The sequence below is a fragment of the Saccharothrix stipae genome, assembly GCF_054781895.1.
In genome coordinates this window covers 222,211-245,439 of the sequence record NZ_BAAGTN010000018.1, presented here as the reverse complement: position 1 = coordinate 245,439, position 23,229 = coordinate 222,211, and the positions used below count along the sequence as shown (strand labels likewise).

At 72.3% G+C, this 23,229-nt stretch carries 18 protein-coding genes; 9 read left to right on the top strand and 9 right to left on the bottom strand.

From position 1 onward, the window contains the following. The 3 genes from ACYVLT_RS34500 to ACYVLT_RS34490 all read left to right on the top strand — a co-directional run. Positions 1-374: PaaX family transcriptional regulator C-terminal domain-containing protein (locus ACYVLT_RS34500; RefSeq protein ID WP_461124350.1), on the top strand; the 374-nt coding region annotated here is incomplete at its 5' end. 257 nt (positions 375-631) lie between these two features. After that, the gene (locus ACYVLT_RS34495; RefSeq protein ID WP_461124349.1) at positions 632-2,227 is read left to right on the top strand and encodes a pectate lyase family protein; all 1,596 of its coding nucleotides are present in this window, start codon (positions 632-634) and stop codon (positions 2,225-2,227) included. A gap of 155 nt (positions 2,228-2,382) precedes the next feature. Beyond that, a complete protein-coding gene (locus ACYVLT_RS34490) occupies positions 2,383-2,895 on the top strand; it encodes an SgcJ/EcaC family oxidoreductase (RefSeq protein ID WP_461124348.1) in 513 nt (170 codons plus the stop codon). A 7-nt stretch (positions 2,896-2,902) separates the two neighbouring features. Here the strand turns inward: ACYVLT_RS34490 and ACYVLT_RS34485 are convergent, their stop codons facing one another. From ACYVLT_RS34485 to ACYVLT_RS34475, 3 genes are all read right to left on the bottom strand, one after another. Next, entirely contained in the window at positions 2,903-4,261 is a 1,359-nt protein-coding gene (locus tag ACYVLT_RS34485) for a HAMP domain-containing sensor histidine kinase (protein ID WP_461124347.1), read from the bottom strand. Then, entirely contained in the window at positions 4,258-4,929 is a 672-nt protein-coding gene (locus tag ACYVLT_RS34480) for a response regulator transcription factor (RefSeq protein WP_461124346.1), read from the bottom strand. The genes ACYVLT_RS34485 and ACYVLT_RS34480 overlap by 4 nt, the downstream gene beginning before the upstream one ends. Before the next feature lie 176 nt (positions 4,930-5,105). Further along, positions 5,106-5,825 carry an alpha/beta fold hydrolase gene (locus ACYVLT_RS34475; protein ID WP_461124345.1) on the bottom strand — a complete coding sequence of 240 codons (720 nt, stop codon included), beginning with the start codon at positions 5,823-5,825 and terminating at the stop codon, positions 5,106-5,108. A 488-nt stretch (positions 5,826-6,313) separates the two neighbouring features. Here ACYVLT_RS34475 and ACYVLT_RS34470 point away from each other — a divergent pair, with 488 nt between their 5' ends. Next, entirely contained in the window at positions 6,314-7,774 is a 1,461-nt protein-coding gene (locus ACYVLT_RS34470) for a family 43 glycosylhydrolase (protein WP_461124344.1), read from the top strand. A gap of 2 nt (positions 7,775-7,776) precedes the next feature. Here ACYVLT_RS34470 and ACYVLT_RS34465 read toward each other — a convergent pair whose 3' ends face one another. From ACYVLT_RS34465 to ACYVLT_RS34450, 4 genes are all read right to left on the bottom strand, one after another. Then, positions 7,777-8,928 (bottom strand): L-talarate/galactarate dehydratase, encoded by a 1,152-nt coding sequence (locus tag ACYVLT_RS34465; RefSeq protein WP_461124343.1) that lies wholly within the window; start codon positions 8,926-8,928, stop codon positions 7,777-7,779. 32 nt (positions 8,929-8,960) lie between these two features. After that, on the bottom strand, positions 8,961-9,875 hold the full coding sequence (gene kdgD / locus ACYVLT_RS34460) for a 5-dehydro-4-deoxyglucarate dehydratase (RefSeq protein WP_461124342.1): 915 nt from the start codon (positions 9,873-9,875) through the stop codon (positions 8,961-8,963). 131 nt (positions 9,876-10,006) lie between these two features. Next, positions 10,007-10,900, bottom strand: a complete 894-nt coding sequence (locus tag ACYVLT_RS34455; RefSeq protein WP_461124341.1) for a LysR family transcriptional regulator — start codon at positions 10,898-10,900, stop codon at positions 10,007-10,009. Positions 10,901-10,967: 67 nt separating this feature from the next. Then, positions 10,968-11,885 carry a DMT family transporter gene (locus ACYVLT_RS34450; RefSeq protein ID WP_461124340.1) on the bottom strand — a complete coding sequence of 306 codons (918 nt, stop codon included), beginning with the start codon at positions 11,883-11,885 and terminating at the stop codon, positions 10,968-10,970. A gap of 82 nt (positions 11,886-11,967) precedes the next feature. On the opposite strand from ACYVLT_RS34450, the gene ACYVLT_RS34445 reads away from it, so the two are divergent. The 3 genes from ACYVLT_RS34445 to ACYVLT_RS34435 all read left to right on the top strand — a co-directional run bounded on the left by ACYVLT_RS34445 (position 11,968) and on the right by ACYVLT_RS34435 (position 18,077). Then, on the top strand, positions 11,968-12,843 hold the full coding sequence (locus ACYVLT_RS34445) for a LysR family transcriptional regulator (RefSeq protein ID WP_461124339.1): 876 nt from the start codon (positions 11,968-11,970) through the stop codon (positions 12,841-12,843). Between the two features lie 165 nt (positions 12,844-13,008). Then, positions 13,009-14,454 (top strand): RICIN domain-containing protein, encoded by a 1,446-nt coding sequence (locus tag ACYVLT_RS34440; protein WP_461124338.1) that lies wholly within the window; start codon positions 13,009-13,011, stop codon positions 14,452-14,454. 179 nt (positions 14,455-14,633) lie between these two features. Further along, entirely contained in the window at positions 14,634-18,077 is a 3,444-nt protein-coding gene (locus ACYVLT_RS34435; RefSeq protein ID WP_461124337.1) for a hypothetical protein, read from the top strand. Positions 18,078-18,084: 7 nt separating this feature from the next. Here ACYVLT_RS34435 and mtnK read toward each other — a convergent pair whose 3' ends face one another. Further along, the gene (gene mtnK / locus ACYVLT_RS34430; RefSeq protein WP_461124336.1) at positions 18,085-19,401 is read right to left on the bottom strand and encodes an S-methyl-5-thioribose kinase; all 1,317 of its coding nucleotides are present in this window, start codon (positions 19,399-19,401) and stop codon (positions 18,085-18,087) included. After that, a complete protein-coding gene (locus ACYVLT_RS34425) occupies positions 19,377-20,897 on the bottom strand; it encodes a flavin monoamine oxidase family protein (RefSeq protein ID WP_461124335.1) in 1,521 nt (506 codons plus the stop codon). Before ACYVLT_RS34425 ends, mtnK begins: the two co-directional genes overlap by 25 nt. Positions 20,898-21,051: 154 nt before the next feature. Between ACYVLT_RS34425 and ACYVLT_RS34420 the strand changes: the two genes are divergently transcribed. After that, complete coding sequence (locus tag ACYVLT_RS34420) at positions 21,052-21,780, top strand: hypothetical protein (protein WP_461124334.1); 729 nt, start codon at positions 21,052-21,054, stop codon at positions 21,778-21,780. Further along, positions 21,777-23,156: a flavin-containing monooxygenase gene (locus ACYVLT_RS34415; RefSeq protein ID WP_461124333.1), complete on the top strand. Its 1,380-nt coding sequence runs from the start codon at positions 21,777-21,779 to the stop codon at positions 23,154-23,156. Before ACYVLT_RS34420 ends, ACYVLT_RS34415 begins: the two co-directional genes overlap by 4 nt. Positions 23,157-23,229: the final 73 nt, after the last annotated feature.

Here is a 23,229-nt window from a genome sequence, read left to right as displayed (position 1 = left end):
TCCACCTCGACCCCACCCACCACCTCAACGTCTTCACCGCCCACACCGCCAAACCCACCGAAGCCGACCAGATCGTCCACACCGCGTTCGACATCCCCGCCATCGCCCACCGCTACCAGGCGTTCCTCCACCGCTGGGACCACCACCAACCACTGCCCCACGCACCCGACGACCTCGCCAGACAACTCCTCCTCCACACCGAATGGCTCCACCTCGTCCGACAGGACCCCCGACTCCCCGCCCAACACCTACCCCACGACTGGCCCGCCATCCGCGCCCAACACCTCTTCCACACCCTCGCCCTCGCCTACCAGGAACCGGCCCGCACCATCGCCGAATCGGTGTTGGACACCATCCCGGTCGACGGCCCCTGAATATCCGCCGTCCGGCCGTTCGGACAGTCCGCCGCGGGCTCCGGCGTTGACGTCCCGGAAACGAAGCTCTACCTTCGCCGCAAGGATTCGAAGCACTTTCGAGAGCGTGCCGCCAACCGCCGCCTCCGTTTGTCGGCAGCCGTCGCCCGAACGCGTGCACACCCGCGTTCACCAGCGTGAACCCATTCACCACCGTGAACGCCGAAAGGTCGACGGAATCGGGCGCGAAACGCCCGGTCCAGCAGTAGGAGGCTTCCTTGAGCAAGCACGGCAGATTAGCGTCGCTCGCCGCGGTGGCGAGCGTATTCATCTTCGCGGTGGCGGTTTTGCTGGTGCCGTCCGCGGCGGCCGCCACGTTGTTCGGTGACGACTTCGAGGACGGCAACTCGACCGGTTGGAGCGGCAGCGGCGGCAGCTGGTCGGTGGTGGCCGACGGCTCGCGGGTCTGGCGGCAGTCCGGCACCAGCTCCGACGCGAGGGCGTCGGCGGGCGCGGTCTGGTCCGGCCAGTCGGTCCAGGCCAGGGTCAAGCCGACCGCGTTCAACGGCGCGAACCGGCACGTCGCCGTGACGGCCCGGGTGCAGAACACGGGCAACTACTACTACCTGGGCCTGACCAACGCGGGCACCGCGGTGCTCGGCAAGCGGGTCGGCGGCGGGTTCACCGCCCTGGCCTCCGCGCCCGTCGCCGTGACCGTCGGCGCGTGGCACACCGTGCGGCTGGAGGCGTTCGGCAGCACGTTGCGCGGCTTCGTCAACGGCGCCGCGGTGGTGACCGCCACCGATGCCACCTTCGGCAGCGGCCGGGTCGGCCTGGCCACCCACTACGCCGCGGCGTCCTTCGACGACGTGCTGGTGACCGACGTACCCGGACCCGGCGGACCCACAAGCACTACGACGACGACCACCACCTCGCAGCAGCCCGGCTCCTGCGCCACCTCGGGCAGGCCGGCCGGGTTCGCCTCGGTCACCGCGTGGGGCCAGAGCGGCACGACGGGCGGCGCGGGCGGACCCACGATCGAGGTCGACACGGCCGCGGAGTTCCTCGCCGCGATCGCCCAGACCGGTCCGCTCAACATCTGCGTGCGCGGCATGCTGGCGCTGCCCGGCCCCATGCACGACGTCACGTCGGACAAGACGATCGTCGGCATCGGCTCGACCTCCGGCCTCACCGGCGGCGGGCTGAACATCGGCCTGCCGGTCTCCGACGTCACCTCGCCGCCCGCCGACGCGGTGCACAACGTCATCGTCCGCAACCTGGTGTTCCGCAACTGGGCCGACGACGCGATCAACGTGCAGATGTTCTCCCACCACGTGTGGATCGACCACAACGACCTGTCCGCGGGCTACGACGGCGCGATCGACATCAAGCGGGGCTCCAGCTACGTCACCGTGTCCTGGAACCACACCCACAACCACACCAAGAACATGCTGCTGGGCCACGACGACGGCAACGGCGCCCAGGACGTCGGCCGGCTGAAGGTCACCTACCACCACAACTGGTTCGACCGGACACCGCAGCGCAACCCGCGCGTCCGGTTCGGCGAGCCGGTGCACGTGTTCAACAACTACTACGTCTACAACACCGACGTCGGCGTGGCGTGCCAGGCGAACTCGGGCTGCGTGGTGGAGGGCAACTACTTCGAGGACGTCGAGGAACCGGTGAGCAACAGCTACGCCGGACCCACCGGGCGGTGCGTGGCGCGCGACAACGTGTTCGTCGGCGAGTCGGGGCAACCCGACTGCGGCGGCACCGTGCAGGAGCCGCGCGACTACTACTCCTACGCCCTGGACGACCCGAACGGCGTGAAGGCCCTCGTCACGGCGGGCGCGGGCGTCGGCAGGATCGGCTGACAGCCGGCCGGTCGACACGGCGTGGCCGACCCCGGTCGGCCACGCCGTCCTTTTTGGCGGAACCCTTGCTCCTCGTTGTCCTCCTGCTGTGCCGCCGCTTCCACACGTCACACGAAAGTGGAACGCGACACCCGCACCACCTCCAGGAGATGACGATGAGCAACGTCCGAAGTGGTCGTTCCGCCGCGATCGCCGCAGTGGCCGTGACGACGGCCCTGACCGCCGCGCTGACCGGGTGCGGCACCGCCGCCGGCGACGAGCAGTCGACCGCGGCCACCACCACCGCCGCCGCACGGCCCGCCACGCCGGAGGTGCAGGCGTTGTTCGGCGACTGGAACCGGGCGTTGGCCACGGGGGACCCGCAGCGGGTCGCCGACCTCTACGCGCCCGACGCCGTGCTGCTGCCCACGTTGTCGAACAACGTCCGCTCCGACCGCGCCGAGATCGTCGACTACTTCGAGCACTTCCTGGCGAACAAGCCGTCCGGCGAGGTCCTGGAGTCGCACGTGGCGGTACTCGGCCCGGACGCCGCGATCGACGCCGGCGTCTACCGCTTCACGCTCGCCGCGAACGGCACGAAGGTCGACGCCCGCTACACGTTCGCCTACGAGCGGATCGACGGGAAGTGGCTGATCGTCAACCACCACTCGTCGGCCATGCCCGAGTAGCACCGGATCAGGCGGCCCGCAGCACGATCCGGACGCACAGCCCGCCGTGCTCGTTCTCGTGCAGGCTCGCGGAACCGCCGTCGTCGGCCACCAGCTGCTTGACGATGGCGAGCCCGAGGCCCGAGCCGGAGCGGCCCGTCAGCCCCGGACCACGCCAGAACCGGTCGAACGCCCGTCCGCGATCCGCCGGGGCCAGGCCCGGCCCCCGGTCGACCACCTCGATGACCGCGCCGCGGGCCTCCCGCCTGCTCCGCACAGTGATCGTGGCGTCGTCCGGGGACACGGCGAGCGCGTTGGACAGCACGTTGTCGAGCACCTGCTCCAGGTGCCCGTGGCCGGTCAGGGCGCGCAGGTCCGGGTCGGCGGCGTCCTGCCGCAGCCGGATGCCGCGCTCCTCGGCGGCGGCGCGCCAGGCGTCGAACCGGTCGGCGACGGCGTCCACGATCCGCACCGGTTCCGGCGCGGCGACCGTGGACTCGGCCCTGGCCAGCGCGAGCAGCCCGCTGACCAGCCTGCTCATCCGCACGACCTCGGCGGTGGCGTGGTCGACGTCCTCGCGCACGTACGGGTCGTCGACGCCGTCGGCGATGTTGTCCAGCGACAGGCGCAACGCGGTCAAGGGGGTGCGGAGCTGGTGGGAGGCGTCGCCGATGAACGCGCGCTGCGAGCCGACGAGGGTGCCGATGGTCTCGGTCGCGGTGTTGAGGGTGCCGGCCAGGGTCCGGGTCTCCGGCGGGCCGGTCTCCTCGACCCGGGCGGTGAGGTCGCCGTCGCGCAGCCTGCCCGCCATCCGGTTGAGCTCGCGCAGCGGGCGGGTGAGCCGCCGGGCCAGCAGGAAGCCGACCACCGCCGCAGCGACGAGCACGGTCACCGCCAAGGCGGCTCGGAAACCCCAGATCTGCCACAACCGGGTGCTCAGCGGTCCGGACGGGTAGCTGATCCGGACCGCGCCGACGACCGTGCCGTCCGCGGCCCTGGCGGGCACCGCCAGCACGAGGCCCTCCGCGCCCAACGCCCCGGCCTCGCCCCAGCGCAGCGACTCCCGGCCGTGCAACGCGTCGGTGAACGCCGGGTCGTCCACGGCGGCGGGCAGCGGCAGCGGGTCCACGGCGGTGCGTGCGGCGGACAGCACGTCCAACCGGCCGGGCGTCTGCCGCTGGTAGGCGTCCACCAGCCGGGCCAGCGCCTGCCGGGACGGCGCGTCGGCGGCGGCCAGCAGCAGCGCGGCCGTCTCCGCCTCCCGGCGCGCGGAGTTCTCCTCGTCCCGGTAGAGCTGGTCGGTGAGCGTGAACGCGACCGGGACGGTGAACGCGGCGATGGCCACCAGCACCAGCAGCACGTAGCTCGCGACGAGCTGCCGGATCACGTCAGCACCAACCGGAACCCGACCCCGCGCACGGTCTCCACGGCGACCGCGTCACCGAGCTTGCGGCGCAGCGCGCCCACGTGCACGTCCAGGGTCTTGGTCGGGCCGAACCAGTTGGCGTCCCACACCGCCTCCATGATCTGCTCCCGGGTGAACACCGCGCCCGGCGCCTCGGCCAGGAACACCAGCAGGTCGTACTCCTTGGGCGTCAGGGCGACCTCGACGCCGTCGACGTGCACCCGCCGTGCCCGCCGGTCGATCGCGATCCGGCCCGGCCGCGCCGGATCCGGGCGGGTGGGGTCCGGCTGGGCCATCGCGGGCCGGACCCGGCGCAGCACCGCGCGCATCCGCGCGATCACCTCGCGGACCCCGAACGGCTTGGACACGTAGTCGTCCGCGCCGATCTCCAGCCCGACCACCCGGTCCGTCTCGTCCGCCCGCGCGCTGATCACGATGATCGGCACGTCACCGCGGGCGCGCAGCTCCCGGCACACGTCCAGCCCGTCCATGTCGGGCAGGCCGAGGTCGACCAGCACCATGTCGGTCGGCCCCGCCGCCAGCGCCTCGGCCCCCGTGCGCACCCACTCGACGTCGAACCCGTACCGGCCCAATCCCCGCGTGAGCGATTCGGCGATCGGCTCGTCGTCCTCCACCAGCAGCACCCGCATGAGCGCCGATCCTTCCACCCCCCGCGAGTCGAACCTCCACGTCCCGCGTGTCGTCCACTCAGGACCCCCGAGTTCCACGTCCAGGACGCCTCGGGCAACGCGGGGACGGACGCGAACGTGGAACTCGGGGGTCCTGGATGTTCGACTCGCGGGACGCGAGCGTTCGACTCGCGGGGTCAGGAGATGGCGGCGACGGCGGTGAGGATCAGGTCGGCGACCTCGGTCGGGCGGGAGAGGGCGATGGCGTGCGAGGCCTCGACCTCGACCGCGGTGGCGCCCAGGCGACCGGCGGCGGCGCGCTGCGAGTCCGGGTGGATGGCGTTGTCCGCGGTCGCGACCACGAACCACGACGGCAGCGACTTCCAGCCCGGCTCGACCGACAGCGGCTCACCGAGCGCGCGGGCCGCGATCGGGCGCTGGCTGACCGCGGCGGTGGCGGTCACCTCGGCCGGCAGGTCGGCGGCGAACACGCTCGGGAACGCGTCACGGCGGATGGTGAACTCGGTGTCCGTGCCCTCGCCGTCGGCGAACTCCTGCGGCACCAGGGACGTGTTCAGCTCCACCGGCGGGAAGCTCTCGACCGAGCTCAGCGCGCTCTGGCCCTTGTCGACGCCGAACGCGGCCACGTACACGAGGGCCTTCGCGTTCGGGGTCTTGGCGGCGGCGTGCGTGATGACCGGGCCGCCGTAGGAGTGGCCGACCAGCACGACCGGCCCGTCGACCTGGCTCGCGATGCTCGCGACGTAGTCGCCGTCGTGGGCGAGCCCGCGCAGCGGGTTGCTCACCGCGAGCGCGTCGACACCGCGTGCCCGCAGCCGGTCGATCACCGAGGCCCAGCTGGAGCCGTCGGCGAACGCGCCGTGCACCAGGACGACGGTGGGGTTCTGGCTGGTCATCGTGTTCTCCTCGGTCCTTCGTTCGGGGTGGTGCCATAAAGCTAGTGCCCGATTGAATTGTGCACAAGGTATGTCGACGTGACGATCTTCACGCCTGCTCGTCGGCTACGACGGCGGCCACGCCCTGCCCGCTCACCGGCGGAATTCGGTCTCGCTGCACGAGTTCCGATGGGCTGTCCACCGCGCCCAGGGGTGGCCCGGTATCAGTGCTGGTCCCGGTCCGTTGTGCAGAGCTGTTAACGATAACATCGAGCTGTTCTCGCAGGTGGAGCGACTGATCAGCACCGGCAAATGACCCCTTGAGCTCGGCCGGGCACTGCTGTTAGCGTTAACACATCGGGTGCCCAGCCCCGTCACCGCGTTCTCTTCCTGCTGAACCGGGCTGCCCCGCGGGTGGCCGGCGGCCCGTCCCCCGCGCCGCCGGCCACCGCCCCGTCCCGCGCGCGTTCGACGACGCGGGAGTTCACCCCTTCACCCGAGGAGTGGTCGTGCTGTTCGCTCAACGTCGAGGAACCGCCTGGCGGGCGTTACCGCTCGTCGCCGCCGTCGTCGCCGGGCTCGTGCTGAGCCCCGGCCAGGACCGGGCGGCAGCCGCGCCCGGTCCGTCGTTCGCCAACCCGGCCGTCGGTGCGCCGAACAGCGCGGACCCGACCCTGGTGCAGTACAACGGCAACTACTACTACGTCGCCACCACCTGGTCGTCCGACGTGGTCATGCGCCGGTCGGCCACGATCGCCGGCCTGAAGAGCGCTCCGGAGCAGCTCGTGCTGCGCACCGGTGGCACGCAGATGTGGGCGCCGCACCTGGAGATGGTCGGCAACCGCTGGTACCTCTACTACTCGGTGGAGATGTCCGGCGCGCCGCGGCGGACGCACGTCGCCGAGAGCGCCGGCACCGACCCGATGGGCCCCTACACCTACCGCGGCGTCGTCGACCTCATGCCGAACAACGGGTGGGCGATCGACGCGAGCCTGCTCAAGCTCAACGGCGCGCTGTACATGACGTTCTCGGCGTTCCACGGCGACGGGCTCCAGTCGCTCTACATCGCACCGATGGCGAGCCCGGTGCGGGCGGGCGCGTTCGGCTCCCGGATCTCCGCGCCCACCCTGGCCTGGGAACGGCAGGACGGCGCGGTCAACGAGGGGTCGTTCGCGTTGCAGCGCAACGGTCGCACGTTCCTGACCTACTCCGCCAGCCACTGCAACGGCCCCAACTACAAACTCGGCATGCTCGAATACCGGGGCGGCGACCCGCTGGCGCAGGGCTCGTGGTCGAAGTCCGCCGACCCGATCTTCCAGCGCAACGACGCCAACGGCGTCTACGGGCCCGGCCACCACTCGTTCTTCACCTCGCCGGACGGCACGGAGACGTGGATCGCCTACCACGCCAACTCCTCGGCCTCCCAGGGCTGCGGCACCACCCGCACCACCCGCGTGCAGAAGATCTCCTGGAACGCCGACGGCACGCCGAACCTCGGTGTGCCGGTCTCCACCTCCACCGTGCTGCAAGGACCGTCCGGCGAGACCGGCGGCCCGTCCCGGGCGAGGATCCGCAACCGGCACAGCGCCCTCTGCCTGGACGACTACAACCACGTCACCACGCCCGGCGCGGAGGTCCGCCAGTGGACGTGCAACGACCTCCCGGTCCAGGACTGGTACCTCCAGCCCCTGGGTGACGGCTACTTCCAGGTGAGCAACGGCCACAGCGGTCTGTGCCTGGACGACAAGGACTGGGCCACCGCGGCGGGTTCGGTGGTGCAGCAGTGGACGTGCAACGGCCTGGCCGTCCAGCAATGGCGGGTCACGTCCGTGGGCGGCGGCTACTCCACGCTGGTCAACCGGCACAGCGGACTCTGCCTCGACAACTACGGCTTCGGCACCGCCCCCGGCGCCGAGGTTCGGCAGTGGACCTGCACCGGCGCCGCCAACCAGCAGTGGATCACCGCCTGACGTCACCGGGGTGCGTCGATGGTGGCGTGGTCGGTGGTCCAAGCACGGGTCTGTTCGCTGAGGGTGATGCCGAGGCCGGGGCGGTCGGAGAGGTGCATCCGGCCGCCGCTGGTCCGCAACCGTTCGTTGAACAGCGGGTACAGCCAGTCGAAGTGCTCCACCCACGGTTCGCGCGGATAGGCGGCGGCGAGGTGGACGTGGATCTCCATGGCGAAGTGCGGCGCCAGGTGGAGGTGGTGGTGGTCGGCCAGGGTGGCGAGTTTCAGGAATGGGGTGATGCCGCCGACGCGGGGGGCGTCGGGTTGCAGGACGTCCACGGCCCCGGCGCGGATCAGCTCGTGGTGCTCGGCGACGCTGGTCAGCATCTCGCCGGACGCGACGGCGGTGGTCAGCGACCGGGTCAGCTCGGCGTGTCCCTGGACGTCGTGGGCGTCCAGCGGTTCCTCGATCCACACCAGGTCGAATTCCTCCAGTGTCCGGCCCATGCGCTGGGCGGTGGGTCGGTCCCACTGTTGGTTGGCGTCGACCATCAGGGGCACGTCGTCGCCGAGGTGTTCGCGGACGGCGGTGACGCGGCGCAGGTCCTCGCGCCGGTCGGGCAGCCCGACCTTGATCTTGATGCCGCCGACACCGGATTCCAGCGTGCGGGTGGCGTTGTCGTTGATCTGGTCGACGGTCTCGTGCAGGAAGCCGCCGGAGGTGTTGTAGCAGCGCACGGAGTCGCGGTGGGCGCCGAGCAGCTTGGCCAGCGGCAGCCCCGCCCGCTTCGCCTTGAGGTCCCACAGGGCGATGTCGAACGCGGCCAGCGCTTGCGTGGCCGCGCCGCTGCGTCCGACCGACGCACCGGCCCACACGAGCTTGGTCCACAGCCTGCCGATGTCGTTGGGGTCCTCGCCGATCAGGTCGGGCGCGACCTCGCGGGCGTGCGCGTACTGGGCGGGTCCTCCGGCGCGTTTGGAGTAGGAGAACCCGACGCCCTCCAGGCCGGCCTCGGTGCGGATCTCGGCGAACAGGAACGCGATCTCGGTCATCGGCCGCTGTCTGCCGGTGAACACCTTGGCGTCGCTGATGCCGGTCGGCAGCGGCAGGGTCACCGACGACAACGCCACCGAGCTGATCCGGTCCAGCACGGGGGAGGGGACTGCGGTCGACATGGCGCTCCTCGGGTGGGTGCGGGCGTCCGCCATCAGGCGATCTTCCGGACCAGGGTGGTGAGGTCGGCGAGCTCGTCCTCGGTCAGGTCGCTCAGCGGCGGGCGCACCCGGCCGCCGTCCCGGCCGACGGCGGTCAGGCCGGCCTTCACGATCGACACCGCGTAGCCCGGGGCCCGGTCGCGGATGTCCAGGTAGGGGATGACGAAGTCGGTCAGCATCCCGTAGACGGCGCCGCGGTCCCCCGCGCGGACCGCGGCGTAGAACCGCAGCGCGAACTCGGGCACGAAGTTGAACAACGCCGAGGAGTAGGTGTTCACGCCGAGTTGCAGCAGCGGGAGGGCGAAGGTCTCCGCGGTCGGCAGGCCACCGATGTAGATCAGCCGGTCGCCGACGCGGGCGTAGGTGCGGGTCATCCGCTCGACGTCGCCGACGCCGTCCTTGAGCCCGATCAGGTTGGGGTTGCGGTCGGCGACCTCGGCGACGGTCGCGTCGGTCAGCACGGCGTTGGCGCGGCTGTAGACGATCACGCCGAGGTCGGTGGCCCGGCACACCGCGCCGATGTGCTCGACCAGGCCTCGTTGACCGGCCTCGGTGAGGTAGGGCGGGAACAGCAGCACGCCGGACGCGCCCGCGGCCTCGGCGGCCCGCGCCTGGGCCGCCGCCACGACGGTGGCGCCGGTGGCCGGCGCCACGACGGGCACCGCGCCGCCCACCTCGTCCACGGCGACGCGGACCACCTGGTCCACCTCCTCCGGCGTCATCGAGAACCCCTCGCCGGTGCCGCCCGCGGCGAACAGCCCGGCCACGTCGAACCCCGACTGCCAGGCCAGGTGCTCCCGGTACCGGGCCTCGTCGAACCGCAGGTCGGCGTCGAAGTGGGTGACCGGGAAGGAGAGCAGCCCGGACGCGAGTCGGTCGGCGAGATCGGCTGGGTCGAGCTGCGGCACGGGTCCACGTCCTTGCTCCGGGTGGTCCATCCGGCGTTCGGAGCAACGCGGACGGTGGTAGGAGCCACGGTATGAAGCCCGAGTGATGCGTGTCCAAGAGTTGTTTCGCATTGCTTGATACCCGGAGAGCATCACTCGAAGGGCGTGCGGCCCTCCAGCACGCTCAACGTCCGCCACAGGGCCGGGTTCGCCGACGCCTTCAGCCACACCAGGTGCAGTTCCACCGGCTCGGCCACGGCGGTCTCCAGCCGGACGAAGTCGACGCCGTCGATCCGCAGCCGCGCCGCCGACTCCGGGACGAACGCCACACCACGGCCGGCCGCGACCAGCCAGAGCATGGTGAGCACCTGGCCGACCGTGTGCACGGCGTTCTCCGGCGCGATCGGCACGGTCCGCACGACCAGGTCGTAGAAGTAGCGCGCCTGGGTGGCCGAGTGCATGATCACCGGCTCGCGCACCACGTCGTCGGCCGTCGCGTCCCGGCCGAGTGCCGACAGGGGGTGCCCGCCGGGCACCGCGACCAGCAGCCGCTCCCGGTAGAGCAACCGCGAGCCGAACGTCGAGTCGTCGAACGGCGGCCGGCCCAGCCCGAGGTCGACCTCCTCGTTCACCAGGCAGGCGACCTGCTCGCGGGTCACCATCTCGGCCAGCTCGACGTCGACGTCCGGCAGCCGCGCGGCGACCTCGTCCAGCAGTCGACCGAGGATCCCGTAGGTCGCCGCCGCGGTGAAACCGACCCGGATCACGCCGCTGGAACCCGACGACACCCGCCGGGCCAGCTCCGGGGCGGTCTCGGCCAACGACAGCAACCGCCGCGCCTCGACCAGGAACACCTCGCCCGCCGTGGTGAGGGTGACCCGCCGGTTGTCCCGGACCAGCAACTGCGCCTCCACGGCCCGTTCCAGCTTCTGGATCTGCCTGCTCAGCGGCGGCTGCGTCATCGCCAGCCGGGCGGCGGCGCGGCTGAAGTGCAACTCCTCGGCGACGGCCACGAACCCCCGCAGCTGCTCCAGCGTGAAGGTCATGCCGCGAAGGTATCAATCCGGGCGACGTCGGACCCCGACCGACATGACGCTTGAGTCCGGCGCCGTCTCACCGCCTGCGGGAGATGGCCACGCCGACCAGGCAGATGGCGCCACCGACGAGCCCGTGCACCGTGGGCACCTCGCCCAGCAGCACCAACGACATCAGCACCGACACGGCCGGCACGGCGTAGGTCGTCGCGGACAGCCGACCCGCGTCCGTGCGGCGCAACGCGTAGGCCCACGCGGTGAAGCCGATCGCGGTGGGGAACACGCCCATGTAGACGGCGCTGAGCACGGCGCCCGCCGGCGCGACCCGCAGCTCGCCGACCAGCTGGGGCAACCACGGCAGCAGCACGGCGGTGGCGACGACGCAGCCCAGCCAGATCGCGGTGAGCCCGTCGACGTGCCGCAACGTGACCTTCTGGATCATGACCCCGGCGGCGTAGAGCAGCGCGGCGACCAGGCACAGCAGCACCCCGATGCCGTCGCGCTGCGCGGTGGCGCCCATCGCGATGATCGCCGTGCCGCCCAGCGCGACCAGCGAGCCGATCACGAGCGGCCGGGAGAACCCCTCACCGAGGAACTTCCCGGCCACGACCGCGACCAGCAGCGGCGCGAGGTTCACCAGCAGCGCCGCGGTGCCGGCGTCCACGTGCCGCTCGCCGGCGTTGAGGGCCACCGTGTAGCCGGCGAGCCACAGCAGGGCGTAGGCCGCGATCAGCAGGAACGCCTTGCGGGAAAGCCGGACCCGAGCCCCTCGCTTGGCCATCACCAGCAGGGTCAGCGCGGCGGCCGCGACACCGAGCCGGAGCAGTGCCAGCGGCGCGGGGGACAGCGCGTGCCCCACGGCGCGGATGGCGACGAAGGACGAGGCCCACAGGACCACCGCGAGTCCCACGGCCGCCGCGACCTTCGCGACGCCGGTCCGGTCGGTGGCCGCCTCGCCGGCGTGCGCGGGCGGTGCGGGCTGGAGTTGAGGGGTCACCCGGACATCGTCACGGGCGCCGGCTGTACAGCACAAGCGATGTGTTCTGTCGGACTGTTCAGTCAGACTGTACGATCCCGTCATGCTGGACTTGCACCGGCTCCGCGTCCTGCGGGCCGTCGTCGCCACCGGGTCGATCCGCGCGAGCTCGGCCGCGCTCGGCTACACACCGTCCGCGGTGAGCCAGCACCTCGCCGCGTTGCAGCGTGAGACGGGCCTGCAACTGTTCGAACGAGCCGGTCGCGGCATCGAGCCCACCGCGGCCGGCCGGGTGCTCGCCGCCGAGGCCGAGTCGTTGTTCGACGCCGTGGGTCGGGTCGAGCGGGTGGTTGAGGACCTGCGCGCCGGTCGGGTCGGCAGCCTGTCGATCGGCTACTTCGCCTCGGCGGGCTCGGCGTGGCTGGCGCCGGCCGTGGCCGTGCTGCGCGCGGAGTTCCCGGACCTCCGGCTGGACCTGCGGCTGACCGACGTCACGCCGGGGGACCCGGACGTCGGCATCTTCGTGGAGGAAGCCGGCGTCGAGCACCCCGGGCCGGTGGACGTGCGCATGCTCGCGGAGGACCCGTACCTCGCCGTCGTGCGGACCGACGACCCGCTCGCCGGCCGCGCGGAGGTGCCGCTGGCCGACCTCGCCGACCGGCACTGGGTGGACAACGACCTGCGGACCGGGTCGTGCCGCCAGGTGCTCCTCGACGCGTGCGCGCGAGCCGGGTTCACCCCGGGGTTCGTGGTCGAGGCGCACGACTACCGCACCGCGATCTCGTTCGTGGCGACCGGGATCGGGCTCACGGTGGTGCCGGCGCTGGGCATCGGCGAGCTGCCGGAGGGCCTGACGACCCTCGCCGTGGTGTCACCGACCCCGGTGCGGCGCATCGGCATCGCGGTGAAGAAGTCCGTCGCCGCCAACCCCGCCGCCCGGCGTGCCGTGGAGGTGCTCGAAGCCCTGGTGTGCCCTTGACACCCGCGCCGCCCACCTCACACACTTGCTCCGCACCGCGATGTTAACGCAAACATCGCGCTGCCTCCGCCGCCGGAACGCACCACTCGGACGCACCAGCGCACCGATCCAGCCCACGCCGGTCGCTGGCTCCTTCCCCGCTGTGGGCCGGACAAGGGAGTCCAGATGTCCCGCTCGTTCCCGAGGCGTTGGCGTGCGGCGCTGACCGCCGCGACCGTCGTCCTGGCGGCCCTGCTGCTACCCGGCGGCACCGCGCACGCCGCACCCGTCACCGTCGACGTCGGTGTGCAGTTCACCGACACCAGCGGCAACCTCGTCGAGGCGCACGGGGGTGGCGTGATCAAGGTCGGCGCTCACTACTACTGGTTCGGCGAGAACCGGCACCCGGACAACCTCTTCCGGGCCGTCTCGGTCTACCGGTCGACCGACCTGAAGAACTGGGAGTTCCGCAACAACGTCCTCACCCAGAACAGCCACGCCGAGCTGCGGACCTCCTGGGTGGAACGCCCCAAGGTCGTCTACAACGCCTCCACGGGCCAGTACGTCATGTGGATGCACTGGGAGAACGGCCAGCACTACGGCGAGGCCAGGGCTGCGGTGGCATACTCGTCCACAGTGGACGGAAACTACACCTACCAGGGCAGCTTCCGGCCGCTCGGCCAGCACATGTCGCGCGACATCACGCTGTTCAAGGACGACGACGGCACGGCCTACATGATCTCCGCCGCCCGGGAGAACTACGACCTGCACATCTACCGCCTCACCGCCGACTACCGCGGGGTGGCGCAACTGGTGGCCAACCCGTGGCCGGGCGGGCACCGCGAGGCCCCCGCGTTGTTCAAGCGCAACGGCGTCTACTTCATGCTGACCTCCGGCGCCACGGGGTGGTCGCCGAACCAGGCGAAGTACGCCACCGCGACCAGCGTGTCGGGCCCCTGGAGCGCCATGCAGAACGTCGGCGACTCCACCACGTTCCGCTCGCAACCGGCGTTCGTGCTGCCGATCCAGGGCAGCCAGACCACGTCCTACCTCTACCTGGGCGACCGCTGGGCCGGCGCGTGGGGTGGGCCCGTGGGCGACTCCAGCTACGTCTGGCTCCCGATCACCTTCTCCGGCAACACCGCGATGAGCCTGTCGAACGCGGGTCGGATCGTCATCGACACGGCGACCGGGACGATCGGCACGGTGGCCCTGACCTACAACCGCATCGCGGTGCGGCACTCCGGCAAGTGCCTGGACGTCGCCAACGCCAGCGGAGCCGACGGCGCGGCGCTGATGCAGTACCCCTGCGGCAGCGGCTCGAACCAGCAGTTCCGCCTCCAGGCCACCGGTGGCGGCTACCAGCAGCTGATCGCCCGGCACTCGAACAAGTGCCTCGACGTGAGCGACGGCAGCACCGCCGACGGCGCGGCCGTGGTGCAGTGGACCTGCAACTCCGGCCAGAACCAGCAGTGGTCCGTGGTCGACGTCGGGTCCGGCTACTCCAGGTTGGTCGCGCGGCACTCGGGCAAGTGCCTCGACCTGCCGAGCAGCTCGTCGGACAACCTCCAGTTCAAGCAGTACCCGTGCGGCTCCGGGCACAACCAGCAGTTCCGGTTCACGGGCGTCTGAGCGGTGACGGGTGGCGGCGGGACGACACCGATCGGTCCCGCCGCCGCTCACCGCGAAAGCGGCCCGACGAGCCTCGCCGAGCCGGTATGTTCCGCGTCGGCGCGGTACACCGGCTGGAGCCGTGACAACGCGCCGAGCCTGGGTGATCATGGAGGTCGCCGCTCTTCGTGGGGGAACGAATGCCAGACGACGCGTTAGCGCTGCACGGCAGGGACCAGGCCGTCCGACTGGTGCGCGAGTTCGCGACCCGACCCGAGCCGAGGGGCTACCCGACCACCCGCCGTGCGCCGATCGTCCTCTTCACCGGCCCGAAGGGTGGTGGGAAGACCGCGTTGCTCGACGCCCTGGAGCGCGGCCTGCGCGGCAAGTCGCCCTACGCGCGCATCAACTGCGGCGAGCTGAAGGCCACCACCGCGTGGGAAGTGCTGTCGCTGCTGGCGTTCGACCTCAACCGCAACGCCGCCGGTTACCGCTCCATCCCGTTCCCGCGGTTCGTCACCGCCCAGGTCGCCATCGCCGCGCAGATCGACGCGCCCGGCCAGGCCGCCCGGTTGCGCATCCGCGAGGCGCTGGAGAACGCACGGCGGCTGGACCAGCTGCGCCTGTTCCTGGACAACCTGGCGGAGGACGTGGCCGGCGCGGTGCCGGTCGTGGGCGGCCTGCCCGGCGTGACGACGGCCGCCCGGTACGCGCCGAACCTCATCCTGGACGGCCTGGTCTCGTGGCGGCGCGGGCGGCGGGTCGTGCTGGGCGAGGGCCTGGAGTGGTACGGCTCGGGCAACCAGGCCTACGACGAACTGGTGCGGCTGAACCTGCTCACCCGTGACGACGCGAGCGAAGCCGACCGCAAGGAGGCCACCGAGCTGCTGTGGGCGGCCTTCCTGGCCGACCTGCGGGCCGCGTTCGCCGGGCGCGGCGCGCGCACGTGGTCGCTGAACTGCGTGCTGCTGCTCGACGACATCGACACCCGGCCGGGACGGCTGCTGTACCGGGCGCTGGCCGACGCCCGCCGGGGTGAGTCCGACCCGTTGACCGTGGTCGCCACCAGCGCCGGCGGGGTGGCCCGGCAGCTCGCGGCGGACGAGGAGATCCCGTACGCCGAGGAGGCGGGCTACGACGACTACCTCGAACGGCGGCAGGGCGACTACGAGAGCGACTCCTACCCGGTGGCGCTGCGCGACCTCACGCCCGACGAGGTCAAGGACATGGTCGCCGACGTCGCCGGTCCCCGGCTCAACGCCCGCCGCGCCGTGGCCACCGAGGTCTACCGCTTCACCGCGGGCCACCCGGCCGCGACCGCCGTGGTCGTGAAGGCGATCGGCGACAACACCGGCGACCCCACGTCGGTCAAGCAGCTGCTGGCGGCCCGGTGGCGCGGTCCGGTCGACAAGGATCCCGTCACGGTCGAGGAACGCCTGTTGCGCGAGCTGCTCGGCGCGCCGGCGGAGGGCACCCTGGCGGTGCTGGAGGCGTGCTCGGCCGCGCGGGACGTCGAGCAGGCCGACGAGCTGGCGCGCAGCGGCCTGGTGCCGGCGCCGAGGGGCGGCGCGGGGTTGGTGCCGGTCGTGCTCCAGGTCCGCGACCCCGGTACCGGCCGGGCGATCATGCTGCCCGCCCTGCGGCACCTGCTGCTGCGCCGGCTGGCCGCCTCGCCCGAGCGGTGGCACGCCGTGCACACCTGGCTGCGCGACAACGGCCGGGAAGGCGACCGCTTCTACCACGCCTTGGCGTTGAGGGACGTCAACGCGGTCGTGCAGCGCCTTGAGTCGCTCCTGCCCGACACGCGAGCCTGGTTCGCCGAACTGGACGCCATCACCGCCGCCCCCAACGACCTCGACACCGACGAAGCCGATCCCGGCCGGGTGCTGGCCGCCACGGGCCACACCGACGCCACCGCCGAGCCGGGCCGCACGCTCGCCCGCGTGGTGGCGGCGCTGTGGATGGCGAACGACCCGTTGTCGACGGCCGATCGCGCGGACCTGTACAGCAGTGCGGCCTGGGACCTGAAGACGCTCGCGCAGCAGCCGGGCGTGGCCCGCAACGACTTCCTCAGGGCCGCGGCGCAACTGGAGGGCAGGGCGGAGGAGGGCGGCGCGCCCCCGCGAGGCCGGGCCACCGCGCGGCGGGCGTTGAGCGGTCCGCCGGACCCGGTCGACTTCACCCCACCGACGCCGAGGCGGGCGGTGCGCCGCAAGCGCACCCGGTTGGCGGCGCTGGCCGCGGTGGTGGCGCTGGTGCTGGGCGGGGCGGCGGTCGCCGGGGTGACCCTGCTGACCCGGTGCGGCGAGGGCGTGTTCGAGCACGGCGGCGAGTGCGTCGGCGTGACCGACGGGTCGTACGTGTTCGACGACCAGCTCGCCGGCGTGCAGCGGCGCATCCTGGAGGAGAACCGGAAGGTGCAGGGGCAGCCGCACGTCACGATCGCGGTGCTCACCCCGTTGCTGCCCACCGACGTCGGCAGCGTGACGTGGCACCGGGTCCGGTCGCAGCTGGAGGGCGCCCACGTCGCCCAGCTCGCCGCGAACGAGGGCAAGCGCGAGCCGAAGGTGCGGCTGCTGCTGGCCAACCCGGGCAGCACGCAGCAGGAGTGGCGCCGGGTGGTCGACCAGCTCGTCGAGCTCGCCGACGAGCAGCGGCTGGTCGGGGTGGTGGGCGTCGGCCAGAGCACCACCAACACCCGGCACACCGCGCGTGCGCTGTCGGAAGCGGGCATCCCCATGGTCGCCTCCGTGGTCACGGCCACGAACTTCCACGTCGAGCAACCGGCGCAGGCGGGCCAACCCGTCGGCTACATCAAGGGTTTCGCCCGCGTCAGCTCCACCACCGGCAACCAGATCGGGGTCCTGTCGTCCTACCTGGCGCAACAGGGCGTGGACCGGGCGATGCTCGTCTACGACGGCAACGAGGACGACCTGTACACCTCGACGCTGTACGAGGAGTTCAAGGCCGCCGCGGCGGGCGGTGCGCTGGAGATCACGATCGAGAGCCCGTTCGACACCGAGGCGTCGTTGGCCACGCAGTTCCGGGAGATCATGAAGGACCTGTGCGTCGACGGCGCTCCGGGCACCGTGCTGTACGCGGGGCGCGCCGTGCTGCTGGACGACCTGATCACCAACCTGCAGAGCAGGCCCTGCGCGAGGGAGCGCAACATCACCCTCGTGACCGGCTCGGACGCCTCGATGCTGCGCACCCGCAAGGACCTCCAGCCGCGCGAGGACCAACCGGACCTGACGATCGTCTACACCCCGCACGTCGACCCGGACGCGGCGCGGGAGATGGGGATCACCGAGTTCGCCGCGCTGACCGAGAAGTTCCAGGAGCTGGGGTTCGACACCGCGGACCTGGCCGACGGGTGGGGCGTGATGATGCACGACGCCCTGCTCACCGCCTCCGAGGCGATCAGCCGCTCGGCCAACGGGTTGCCCAGCGGCGAACTGCCGGGCCGGCAGGCGGTGCGCGCCCAGCTGGAGCGCACCGACCGCGAGCGCAACCAGATCAACGGCGCGGGCGGCACGTTCACCATCGACGCCGACACCGGCAACGCGGTGGGTCGGCGGCTGCCCGTGATCGCGGTCGGGCCGGACGGCGTGTTCCAGGTCAAGGCGATCATCCCGGTGGGGTGAGCGCGGATCACCGCGCCGGCAGTCGTGCTCTCCTCGCGGCGGCGGTCACGTCCTGGATGTCGTCGTGATCGCCGAGGAGCAGCTCGCGCGCCAGGCGCAGCGCTCGACGCTCGCAGGTCGCCCGGTGCCGCGCGTCCTGGATGGTGGTGAAGTCGGCCGGCCGGGCGAACCCGACGACGCGGCGGATGATCTCCGCACCGCAGAAGCCGACGCTGTCCCGCCGCACCCGGTCCAGGTAGGCCCGGCGCTCCGGGCCGAGCGGATCGCGGTCGAGCGGATCGGTGTCGGCCGCGGGGGTGCGGAAGACGGCCGCCGGGTAGGAATCACCGGTCGGGCTCTCCCGCCACAGGGCGGTGAAGCGGGTGGCGAACTCCCGCCACACGGTGTCGACGGTCGCCAGCAGGCGGTCCTGAAGGGGCGTCTCGGCCGACCCGCCGGGGACGTCCTGGGCGAAGTAGGCGATGAACAGGTGGGCGAACAGGCTGCCGATGTCGAAACCCATGGGGCCGAAGCAGGCGAACTCCTGGTCGATCACGCGGGTGGCGCGCTCGGACACCATGATCGACCCGGTGTGCAGGTCGCCGTGCAGCAGGGCCTGCCTGCTGGTCAGGTAGTGGTCCTTCAGGCGGGCCACGGCGATCAGCAGCTCGGTGTCGGCGCGCAGCCGTTCGACGTCCGCGTCGAGGTGCGGCCGCGTCCACCGGTTGCGGTGGAACGGGTGGTAGACCTCGGTGAAGACCATGTCCTCCATGATCGAGCACATGTCGGCGTTGCCCTCGAACTCGGCGACCAGCGGTCGTTTGCGGTTCGCGGGCAGCGCCAGGTCGCTGGTGTGGAACAGGGTCAGGGCGAGGTAGGCGCCGAGGTGCCCGCCCACGTCGGCGGGCAGCCGGCCCTCCGCGAGCGCGTGGCGCAGCACGACGTGCCCGTCGAGGTGCTCGATGACCTGGAGGTGCCGGGACGGGTCGTAGTGCAGCGGGACGGGCACGTGGTCCGGCGCGTGGCGGTGGTGCTCGCGCAGGGCGCGGTGCTCGAACCGGGCGCGTTCGGGGGTGAGGGGCCAGGAGGCGCCGGCCACCCGCACGAACGGAGGCGCCTGCTTCACGCAGAGGGTCCCGTTCGGGCCGCGCACGGCGAAGACGAAGTTCACGTTGCCGTCGCCGATCTCGCGCACGTCCCAGTCGGCGGGGTCGCCGCCGAGCCGCGCGGCCAACGTCGGCACGGCCGCGAGGTGGGCCGCGACGTCCGCCGCGTCCGGTGCCGGGGTGCGGGCATCCATCGTGTCCTCCACGAACGGGGTCAGCGCGGCGATCCGGCGTGCCACGGCGGGGCGGGGAGTTCGAAGCAGGCGCGCAGCACGTCCTCCGCCGACGCGAGGGTGCCCTCGATCGAACCCGGGTCGGCGGTCCAGCTGTCGCTGACCAGGTGCACGCGTTCGCGGGGGAGCGGGTGCCGGGTGCGCGGCCCGGCGTCGTCACGACCGTGACCCGGACGTCGGACGTGCCAGGCCGCGGCGTGCGGCGGGCGGCTCCAGTCGGCCCAGCAGGCGCCGACCGGAGCCGCCACGTCGGTGGTGCCGTGCATCCGGGCGAGCAGGGCGTGCGCGTGGTCCACCATCGCCCGGCCCGGTGTCGGCGCCGGCGCGGCCGGGGTGTGCGGGACGCCGTCGCGCAGGTCGTCCCAGGCGTGGACGGACCGGCCGCTGGGGTAGGCGGCCAGCAGGAGCGCGGAACCGGTCGTGGTCGCCGGGGAGCACGTCCCGCCGTACCAGAGCTGACGCAGCTCCGTGTCGGTGGTGCTCCGGCCGTGCGTGATGCCCAGGCGCCGCCACCACGGTTCCGGGTAGACCAGGAAGAGCTTGAACGCGGGCACCGGCTCGATCGCGTCCAGCAGGGGCCGCAGGCATCGGGCGAGCGGCAGTCCGGACGGGGCGAGGCCGCGCAGCGCTTCCGGCGGCACGGCGAGCAGGACGGACCGGGCCAGGACGTGGGTGTGCCCGCTCTCGCGCCGTCCGTCGTGCACCGCGAAGGTGAGGCGGTAGTGGTCCTCGCCGGGTTCCCGGGCGAGCCGCACGAGCCGGTGGCCGGTGTGGGTGACGCCGCCCTCGGCGGTGAACCGGGCGTGGAGGGCATCGGACAACGCCTGCATGCCGTGGCGCAGCGTGAGGTACTCGGCGTCGGGAGGGGTCCGGAAGAGCAGGTCGAGCCGGGCGGCGGCGCTCTCGGCGCCGTGGCGGACGTCGTAGCCCCCGGCGTCGTGGACGACCGCGACCGCGGTCGCGCCCATGGCGTGTTCGAGGGCCTCTGTCCACTCCAGAGCGTCAAGGGGGCGTCGGGCGAGGCGTGCGCGGTCCCGCTGCTCGTGGAAGGACCGCAGCAGGAGGTCGGCGCGGTGCCGATCGCCCCGGGACCGGGCCTCGCTCCGGCGGCGGCGCAGCTCGGCGAAACCGGGTACCAGGCGCGCGGCGGCCTCGGCCACCAGGTCGTCGGGGGACCGCCCCGCCGCACGTCGCCGGGTCGTGGCGCCGCGCAGGTGCACCAGGTTCTCCGGCCGGTCGAACGTGAAGGGCCTCAGGTCCGGTTCGAGCCCGAGGTGCCGGATCAGCCCGATTACCGATCGCAGCCCGCGGTGCACGCGCATCGCACCGAGGTCGGCGACGAGGTCCGGCGCGTCGCGCACGGGCGCGGACCACAGCCTGCCGCCGACCCGGTCGGTCCGCTCGAACACCGCGACCCTGCCACCGCGCCCCGTCCCGACGACGAGGCGGTAGGCGCAGTAGCAACCACCCACCCCGGCCCCCACCACCGCCACGTCGAGCACGTCGTCTCCCGCGCACTTAGAGCACCCGTCCGATTACTCTAAGCTATTTACAGCGTTATCGTCCTGAGGTAGAGTCCCTCGTTGCTCTGAGTGACGAAATCTTGCTTTCCGTCAAGGTGTCGCACGCGGCGGGTGTGACCGGAATCGAGACGTGATGATCTTCAGGGACGACGTGCTCGCCCAGACCGGCGCCGCCTACCGCCAGCTCACCGAGTACTACCGCGACATCCGGGCCTTCTTCGAAGTCCTCTCGGTCCGGTTCGCCCTGCCGGAGTACGGCGTGCGGCTGCGCCCGGTCGCGGGCAACGAGCTGTTCTCCAACGCCAACAGTTACCTGCTCTCCGACGACAGCGCGTACCCGTACTACCTGTGGACACCGACGTGGCTCGGCCGCTCCTACGTGGACGCCGACCACGTGGCCGAGGGGCAGGGCGCGGACGACCTGCGCACCTCGCGGGCGCGGTTGATCGCGTTCGTCTGGCCGTGGCTCGGGTTCAACGACGCCTACGTGGACGACGCCGGGCGACCGGAGTGCTGGGTCGGCGTGGCGGAACCGAGGCCGGACGACGACGAGGAAACCGTGCGCGTCACGGCGCAGAGCCTGTTCAACTACTTCCGGCTGGAGCGGACCTTCGAGGCCGAGGCCGCCGGGTGGCTCACCGGCAGGTTCCACCGCAGCCCCGAGATCGGCTGCAACCTCGCCGGCAGCTGGTACCTCCGCCGGGTGCCGCTGGCCTCGCTCACCAGCTACTACCAGGTCGAGCAGCACGTCATCCGGCCGCTGGGGGAGAAGTTCGCCGAACTGCGCCCCACCCTGGCGCCACCGGTGCGCAACAACGGCCACCGCGCCGCCCACGACACCGTGGCGGCACCGCCGCGGTGACCGCCGTCCCCGGCACGGCGGACCTCGACGTCTGCGTGGTCGGTGCGGGCTTCGCCGGACTGGCCGTCGCCCGCGAGCTCCACGTCCGCGCGATCCCCTTCACCTGCCTGGACCGCGGCACGGGGATCGGCGGCGTGTGGCGCTACTCGGGCACCGGCGCGAGCCCCGCGTACCCGTCGTTGCGCCTCAACACCTCCAAGCACACCACGGCGTTCACGTGGTCGCGCATGCCCGACGACTATCCGACGCACCCGCGCCACGACCAGGTCGCCGCCTACCTCGACACCGTCGCGCAGGCCTTCCGCGACCGGGTCGAGCTGGGCACCGCGGTCGACGCGGTCCACCCCGGGGTGGACGGCACCTGGACCGTCACCACCCGCGACCGGCGCGGGCGTCCCCGGTACCGGAACTTCTCCCACGTGGTCATGGCCACCGGGCACCACTGGAACCCGAGGCTGCCCTCGATCCCCGGCATCGCCACCTTCCCCGGCACGGTCGTCCACACGCTGGACTACCGCGGTGCGGAGGCCTACGCGGGCAAGCGCGTGCTGGTGCTCGGCCTCGGCAACTCCGCCTGCGACGTCGCCACCGCCGTGTCGCACGTCGCGGACCGCACCGTGCTCGCCGTGCGGCGCGGCGCCCACATCGTCCCGCGCCACCTCATGGGCATCCCCCTGGACCAGCTCAACCGCCGCTGGTGGTGGGCCGCGCTGCCGGCCCGGGCGCAGAGCGGACTGGTGGCCGCGGTGCTGCGCGCCACCCGCGGACCGCTCGCCGACCACGGCCTCCCGCGGCCGCGACGACCGGTGCTCGCGACGCCCCTGGTCGTGTCCGACGACCTGCCGGGACGCCTGCGCGGCGGTGCGATCACGGTCAAACCCCCGATCAGCCACGTCGACCACGCGACCGTGCACTTCACCGACGGCACGCGCGTCGACTGCGACGCCGTGATCTGCTGCACGGGCTACCGGATGGGCGTGCCCGTCGTGCCCCGCGAAGCGCTGTTCCGCCCCACCGGTCAGGCCGCGCTCTACCTCCGTGCCGTGCCGCCGCACCACGTGGGCCTGTACTTCGCGGGCCTCGTCCGCGGTGTCGTCCGTCCGCTGGGCGCGCTGACCCCGGTGTTCGAGGCGCAGGCGGCCTGGATCGCGGACCTCGTGCTCGGCGTCGCGGCCCTGCCGGACACCGGCACGATGGTGGCGGAAATCGACGCCCACCTCCGCTGGGCCGAGCGGCACCACGGAGCCACCGCGGCGGATTCGCTCCAGGTGGACGTCGCCCGCTATCTGCGCGCGCTGCGCCGTGCGCGGACCGAGGGGCCGGGATCACGCGGAGGCACGAACCGCCTCGTGCTGTCGAAACGTTCGACGCGTTGACCGAAGTGGCCGGTGGGCGGATCCGCCACCCGTACGCAACTCGTGCCCCGCGGTGATCGGGACGATTGACAAG